The 245-nt window shown below is 60.8% G+C and carries 1 protein-coding gene; it reads left to right on the plus strand.

Annotation, left to right across the window (positions count from 1 at the left end; translation table 11 throughout):
* Positions 1-38 precede the first annotated feature (38 nt).
* Positions 39-245 (plus strand): hypothetical protein (locus AXK60_RS25395; RefSeq protein WP_139058162.1); only part of this gene is annotated, 207 nt, incomplete at its 3' end.

Genomic DNA, 245 nt, shown 5'->3' on the forward strand with positions numbered 1-245 from the left:
ATTATTACGATCTAGCAACATGCTGGAGGTTGAGTCAGGTGTCTGAACCGAAGAACGTCCTCGTCGACATCTGGCTGCTCGCATCGGTCGCCGACGCATTGGTCTCGGCCGGGCTGACCGACAGCCCGCTGTCAGTCGACGAGTTCGCCTTGTTCGGACTCGTTCACGACCTGAACCAGGTCACCGTTACGCGGCTGGCGGGCTGGACTGGGTTGCCCGTGACAACGGTGTCCGCCATCGTGCGT

The sequence above is a fragment of the Tsukamurella pseudospumae genome (assembly GCF_001575195.1).
Taxonomy (GTDB): domain Bacteria; phylum Actinomycetota; class Actinomycetes; order Mycobacteriales; family Mycobacteriaceae; genus Tsukamurella; species Tsukamurella pseudospumae.